Below are 6,000 nucleotides of genomic sequence, written 5' to 3' on the forward strand. Positions count from 1 at the left end.
CGCTTCGTACCGTCTCGGGAGACGCTCAGTCGAGGCAGAACTCGTTGCCCTCGACGTCCTGCATGTTGATGCAGGACTCGTTCTCCTCGTCCGCGTACAGCGTCTTCAGGTGGGTCGCGCCGAGCTCGACCAGCCGCGCGCACTCGGCCTCCAGGACGGCCAGGCGCTCCTCGCCCACCAGCCCCGTGCCGGCGCGGACGTCGAGGTGGACCCGGTTCTTGACGGCCTTGCCCTCGGGGACGCGCTGGAAGAGCAGGCGCGGGCGCACCCCCGTGGGGTCGGTGCACGCGAAGTAACGGTCCTGCTCCTCGGCCGGCACCGAACGGTCGTACTCCTCCCAGGTGGCGAACCCCTCCGGGGCCGGCGGCAGGACGTACCCCAGGACCTCGCACCAGAAGGCGGCGAGGCGCACGGGCCGCGCGCAGTCGATGGTGACCTGGAATTCCTTGATCGTTGCCATCCGGCCACCGTAGCAAGGGGTGTCCGCGCCACTCACTTCCTTTTCAGGACCCCTGGGCCGCGGTGCTCGTCAGGATCACCAGCTGCCGGGTCGCGCGGGTCATCGCCACGTAGCGGTCGACCGCGCCCTCGATGCCCTCGCCGAAGGACTCCGGGTCGACGAGGACGACCAGGTCGAACTCCAGGCCCTTCGAGAGCGACGGGGTGAGCGAGCGGACGCGGGGGCGCTCCTCGAACGCCGGGGCGCCGATGACGCAGGCGACGCCTTCGGTGTTCTCCGCGAGCCAGGTGTCGAGGATCTCCTGGAGCTCGGTGACCGGGGCATGGGTGACCGGGATGCCGTTGCTGCGGATGGACGTCGGCACGTTGGCGTCCGGGAGCGCGGCGCGGATGACCGGCTCGGCCTGCGCCATGACCTCCTCCGGCGTGCGGTAGTTGATGCTCAGGGACGCCGTCTCGATGCGGTCGAAGCCGACCCGTTCCAGGCGTTCCCGCCACGACTCGGTGAAGCCGTGCCGGGCCTGGGCGCGGTCGCCGACGATCGTGAAGCTCTTCGACGGGCAGCGCAGGAGCAGCATCTGCCATTCGGCGTCGGTGAGTTCCTGCGCCTCGTCGACCACGATGTGGGCGAACGGGCCGTCGAGCGGCTCCTGTTCGGCGGTCGGCAGGGCGTTCTCGTCGATCAGGGTGTTCTGGAGGTCCTTGCCCCGCAGCATCGTGACCGCTCCCTCGCCGTCGGCGTCGGCCGCGACGATGCTGTCGATGACGCCGGCCATGCGCTCGCGTTCGGCGGCGACCGTGGCCGCGCGCCGGACCTTCAGCCGGGCCGTCGCCGGGTCGCCGAGCCGCTGCCGGGCCGCGTCGAGGAGCGGCAGGTCCGAGACGGTCCACGCCTGGGCGTCCGCGCGCCGCAGCCGCTTGACCTCGTCGGGGGTGAGCCAGGGCGCGCACATCCGCAGGTACGCGGGGACCGTCCACAGGTCGCCGACGAGGTCGGCCGCCTCCAGCATCGGCCAGGCGCTGTTGAGGGCGCCGGTCAGTTCCCGGTCCTGGCGCAGCGACTTGCGGAACTGCTCCTCCGGGATCTCCTCGCCGTCGTACTTGTCGTACAGGAGGGAGGCCAGGTGTTCCCAGATCTGCTCACGGGCCTCGTTGTGCGGGGTCCCCGGCTCGGCCGCGTCGAAGGCCTCCGCCCAGTCGGCGGCGGTCAGCGGGATGTCCGACCAGTGGGTGGAGACGGTCATGCCCTCGGTGGGCGGCTCCTCGTAGAAGGCGACGGCCTTCTCGATGGCCGTGACCATGTCCCGCGAGGACTTCAGGCGGGCCGCCTCCGGGTCGGTCTCGGCCGTCGCCTTCGCGCCCTCGGCGACCAGGTCGCGCACGGTGCAGGTCCGTACGCCCTCCTCGCCGAGGCTGGGCAGGACGTCGGCGACGTAGTTCAGATAGGGCTGGTGCGGGCCGACGAAGAGCACGCCGCCCCGGCGGTGGCCGAGGCGCGGGTCGGAGTAGAGGAGGTGCGCGGTGCGGTGCAGGGCGACGACCGTCTTGCCGGTGCCGGGGCCGCCGTCGACGACGAGGGCGCCGCGCGAGCCGGCGCGGATGATGGCGTCCTGGTCGGACTGGATGGTGGCGAGCACGTCCCTCATGCGGGAGGAGCGGTTGCCGCCCAGGCTGGCGATGAAGGCGGACTGGTCGTCGAGCGCGGCGTGTCCTTCGAGGCCCTCGGTGGTGAAGACCTCGTCCCAGTAGTCCGTGATCCGGCCGCCGGACCAGCGGTAGCGGCGGCGGCTGGCCAGGCCCATGGGGGTGGCGTGCGTGGCCGCGAAGAACGGCTCCGCGGCGGGGGAGCGCCAGTCGACGAGCAGTCGGCGGCCGGTGCTGTCGGTGAGGCCGAGCCGCCCGATGTAAAGGGGCTCGGGGTCGTCCGCGGCGACCACGCGGCCCAGGCAGAGGTCCAGGCCGAAGCGGCGCAGCGTCCGCAGGCGGCCGGAGAGCCGGTGGATCTCCGCGTCCCGGTCCATCGCCTCCCGGCCGATCCCGCCGGGTGCCTTCCGCTCGGCGTCGAGGCGCTCCGACAGTTCGGCGATCGTCTCGTCGAGGCACCGCGCGATGGCCGCGAAGTGCTGCTCGTCCGCGGCGATGAGCGCCGGGTCGGCCTTGGGAGAGAGGGTGCCGGAGAGGTCGAACACACCGGCAGTAAGGGACGTCATGTAGCCAATACCCCGTTTTCACAGCATCTGATTTGCTTCGAGGGGTGATTCTGCGCCACGAAGGGGGCCTTGCCGCAAGGCCCCCTGTGCGCTATACGTTGAGATAGCGGAAAGGGCCGGAACCCGTCGGGTTCCGGCCCTTCGCGTTCCTGTCGCGGAACGCGGGCGATTACTTCTTGACGACCTCGTCCAGGCAGAGGACGAACTTGTCCGAGCCCAGCTCCTGCGCGAGCGCGGAGAGCTCGTCGCCGCACTTGTTCACGTCGAAGGTGTTGTCGATGACCTTGACGACCTTGAACAGGTCGGCCTTGCCGGAGGAGCAGTCGACGGTGTCGACCTCGGGGGCGTTGTCGGGGCCGGTGACGGTGACGCACTCGCCGGCCTCGGCGTGCACCGGGGCGTCGCCCGTGAGGTGCGGGAGGCCGACCTTCACCGCGACGGCGACGATGAGGACGACGATGAAGCCGCCGACCTTCTTGAGGAGCGCGCCACCCTTCTTGGCGGGGGCGGCGGGCTGCTCGGGGGCGAAAGGAGCGGACGGCGTCGTCATGTGAATTCCTTGGGGGACGCGGACATGATCAGACGCGAACGTTACATGCGCCAAAACCGACAAAAAGGATCATGAAGATCCACTGCGGGATCAGTTGCCGAGTCGTGATCCTGTCGCCCCGTCAGGGTCACGGTCCGACACGCCTCCAGGACTCCTCGGCGTCACGCACCCAGTCGGCGCTGGTGGTCGAGCGCCCGCCGCAGATCCACCGGAAGCGGGTGATACGGGCCGTAGGCGCGCTCCGCGTCGAACAGCAGCCGCTGGAGCTCCTCCTGACCGGCCGCGTGCTCGCCCGCCGCCAGGAGCAGCAGCCCGATCCGCTGCCGGATGTCGAAGGCCCGCGCCGGGTCCCGCTCGTAGTACGGCAGGACCGCGCGGAACTCCCCGAGCGCGGCGGCCGTCTCCCCCAGCTGCTCCAGGCAGAGGGCCGCGTCGTAGCGGAACTGCAGGAACTGCGGGTCCGCCGGGCCCGCCTCCGCGCCGCGGTCCTCCGCGAGCCGGCGCAGCTCCGGCAGCGCGCGCCGGTACTGGCCGTCGTCCATGAGCGTCGACGCGTACTGCTTGCGCAGGATCCGGACGACCGGCGACCGTTCGCCGTGCTCGGCCGCCGCGGCGGGCAGGATGGCGCCGAGCACGTCCACGGCCTGGGTCAGCGATCCCTCCGCCAGCAGCCGCTTCACCTCGTCGACGGCCGCGGCCACGTCGGGGCGCGCGGGCTGCGGCCCGCTCCCGTACGCCCGGGGGTCGGTACGGGGATCGGTCTGCGGGCGTGGAGGCCGGGACGGCCGCGGGGGCGCCGCCGGAACCGTCGCCCGGTCCGGCCAGGGCGCGTGCGGGCGCAGGAACGGCCGGGTCGGGTCCATCGGCCCCGTCGGGGCGCCGCGCGCCGGGAGCAGCGGCAGCAGGTGCTCGTACGCCTCGTGCGCGCCGGACGGCCGGGCCTGCGGGTCCTTGGCGAGCAGCCGCAGGACCAGCGCTTCGAGCGCCTCGGGGATCTCGGGCCGCAGCTGCCGCAGCGGCGCGGGCGGCTCGTACAGGTGCCGGTGCAGCACGCCGAGCGCGGTGGAGCCCGCGAACGGCACGTTCCCGCTGAGGAGTTCGTGGAGCAGCACCCCCAGCGCGTACAGGTCGGTGGACGGGCCGACGGCGCCGCCCATGGCCTGCTCCGGGGCCATGTACGCCGGGCTGCCGATGGGCGAGCCGGTCTGCGTGAGCCGGGTGGTGTCGGTGTCCAGGACGGAGGCGACGCCCAGGTCGAGGACGGTCACGGTGCCGTCCGGCCGGACCATCACGTTCCGCGGCTTGAGGTCGCGGTGCACGATCGGCACCGCGTGCACGGCGGCGAGCACCGCGCACAGCTGGGCGGCGACGCTGACCGCCCACTCCCAGGGGTACGGGGTGTGCTCGGCGAGGTGGTCGGCGAGGTCCGCGCCGTCCACGTACTGCATGACGAGGTAGAGGTCGTCGCCGTCGCTGCCCGCGTCGTGCACGGTCACCAGACCGGGGTGGTCGACCTGCGCGGTCACCCGGCACTCGCGCACGAAGCGGCGCCGCAGCTCCTCCGCGGCGGTGGCGGGGCCCGTCATGGTGGCCGGCCGGAGCAGCTTCACCGCGACCCGGCGGTCGAGGCGCCCGTCGTACGCCGTCCAGACCTGGCCCATCCCGCCCTGGCCGATGACGGTGGCGAGCTCGTAACGCCCGCCGATGACCCGCCCGTTCACGCGCGACCGTCGTCTTCCCTCTGGTGCCGCAGCAGGTCGCTCAGCTCGTCGAGCTCGGCGCGGACCTGGTCGATGCGGGGTGCGTGCCCGGCCGGCGGCTGGGGCGCCTGGACGGCCGGGGGCACGGCGACCGGGCTGACGTACGGGTTCGGGTTCCCGATCGGGCTCGGGACCGTGACGGCGGCACCGGGGTCGTACCCCGGCGGGCGGAGCGCGGGGGCCGCGACGCCGGCCCTGTCCAGACGGCGGATCTCGGTCACCAGGTAGTACGTGATCGAGCCCGCCACCAGGACCACCATGACGCCGACGGCGACGAGGGCCTCCGCGGTGGTGGCCTCCTTGTCACCGGTGGCGGCCGCGTACGTGAAGAGGCCCGCCGACAGCAGGAACGTCACGCCGAACAGCACCCAGTCCAGCACCCTGCGGGTGACGACCGCGAGCCGCAGCATGGGCGCCCAGGCCAGGAAGCCGCAGCTGAGCAGCGCGAGGGCGGAGAAGAGGACGAGCAGCGCGATCCGGCCACCGGAGGCGGGGCTCTTCGATGGCTGCGGAACCTGCGGGACCTGCGGGGGGCCGTACATCCTGCTGCTCCTGCTCGGACGGATCGGGGTGCGGAGACGAGCGTATACACCCCTGCGGACAACGGTTCCGGGATACCCGGAACCGTTGTCGAAGCGATCCGAAACGGGAGGGCCTCAGGGGGCGACGGTGCCGTCCGCCAGACCGTCGTACAGGCCCTGGACCAGCTGGTCGCCGAGGCGCGCGGCCAGGCGCAGCGACTCCTCGAACTCGGCGAGCGCCCGGAACCGCTCCCCGAACCGGCGCTGTTCGGCCAGGGGCAGGCGCGGCAGCTGGAGGCGGCGCACGTCGAGCCGGGTCGCGGTGGAGGCGTAGCTGCTGGCCTGCCGGGTGTTGGCGGTGGCCCGGAGGAAACCGGCCAGGAACCACGGGTCGAGGGCCGCCGGATCGGGGCGGAGCAGCTGGAGGTTGCGGCCGAGCGCGGCGCCCTCGGCGGTGGCGTCGTTCGCCAGCTGCTGCACGGAGGCCCCGGCCGAGCGGG

Annotated in this window: 5 protein-coding genes and 1 pseudogene; all 6 read right to left on the bottom strand. The window is 72.7% G+C overall.

Annotation, left to right across the window (positions count from 1 at the left end; translation table 11 throughout):
• Positions 1-25 precede the first annotated feature (25 nt).
• Positions 26-460, bottom strand: coding sequence for a VOC family protein (locus ABZ318_RS09655; protein ID WP_356901924.1), 435 nt, complete (start codon positions 458-460; stop codon positions 26-28).
• Positions 461-503: 43 nt separating this feature from the next.
• On the bottom strand, positions 504-2,669 hold the full coding sequence (helR, locus tag ABZ318_RS09660; protein ID WP_356901925.1) for an RNA polymerase recycling motor ATPase HelR: 2,166 nt from the start codon (positions 2,667-2,669) through the stop codon (positions 504-506).
• A 169-nt stretch (positions 2,670-2,838) separates the two neighbouring features.
• Positions 2,839-3,219: a hypothetical protein gene (locus ABZ318_RS09665; protein WP_356901926.1), complete on the bottom strand. Its 381-nt coding sequence runs from the start codon at positions 3,217-3,219 to the stop codon at positions 2,839-2,841.
• Between the two features lie 161 nt (positions 3,220-3,380).
• On the bottom strand, positions 3,381-4,940 hold the full coding sequence (locus tag ABZ318_RS09670) for a serine/threonine-protein kinase (protein ID WP_356901927.1): 1,560 nt from the start codon (positions 4,938-4,940) through the stop codon (positions 3,381-3,383).
• The gene (locus tag ABZ318_RS09675) at positions 4,937-5,521 is read right to left on the bottom strand and encodes a hypothetical protein (protein ID WP_356901928.1); all 585 of its coding nucleotides are present in this window, start codon (positions 5,519-5,521) and stop codon (positions 4,937-4,939) included. The genes ABZ318_RS09670 and ABZ318_RS09675 overlap by 4 nt, the downstream gene beginning before the upstream one ends.
• A gap of 114 nt (positions 5,522-5,635) precedes the next feature.
• Positions 5,636-6,000: pseudogene (locus ABZ318_RS09680) on the bottom strand (SAM-dependent methyltransferase); the annotation flags it as partial.

The sequence above is a fragment of the Streptomyces sp. NPDC006197 genome (assembly GCF_040613865.1).
Classification (GTDB): Bacteria; Actinomycetota; Actinomycetes; order Streptomycetales; family Streptomycetaceae; genus Streptomyces.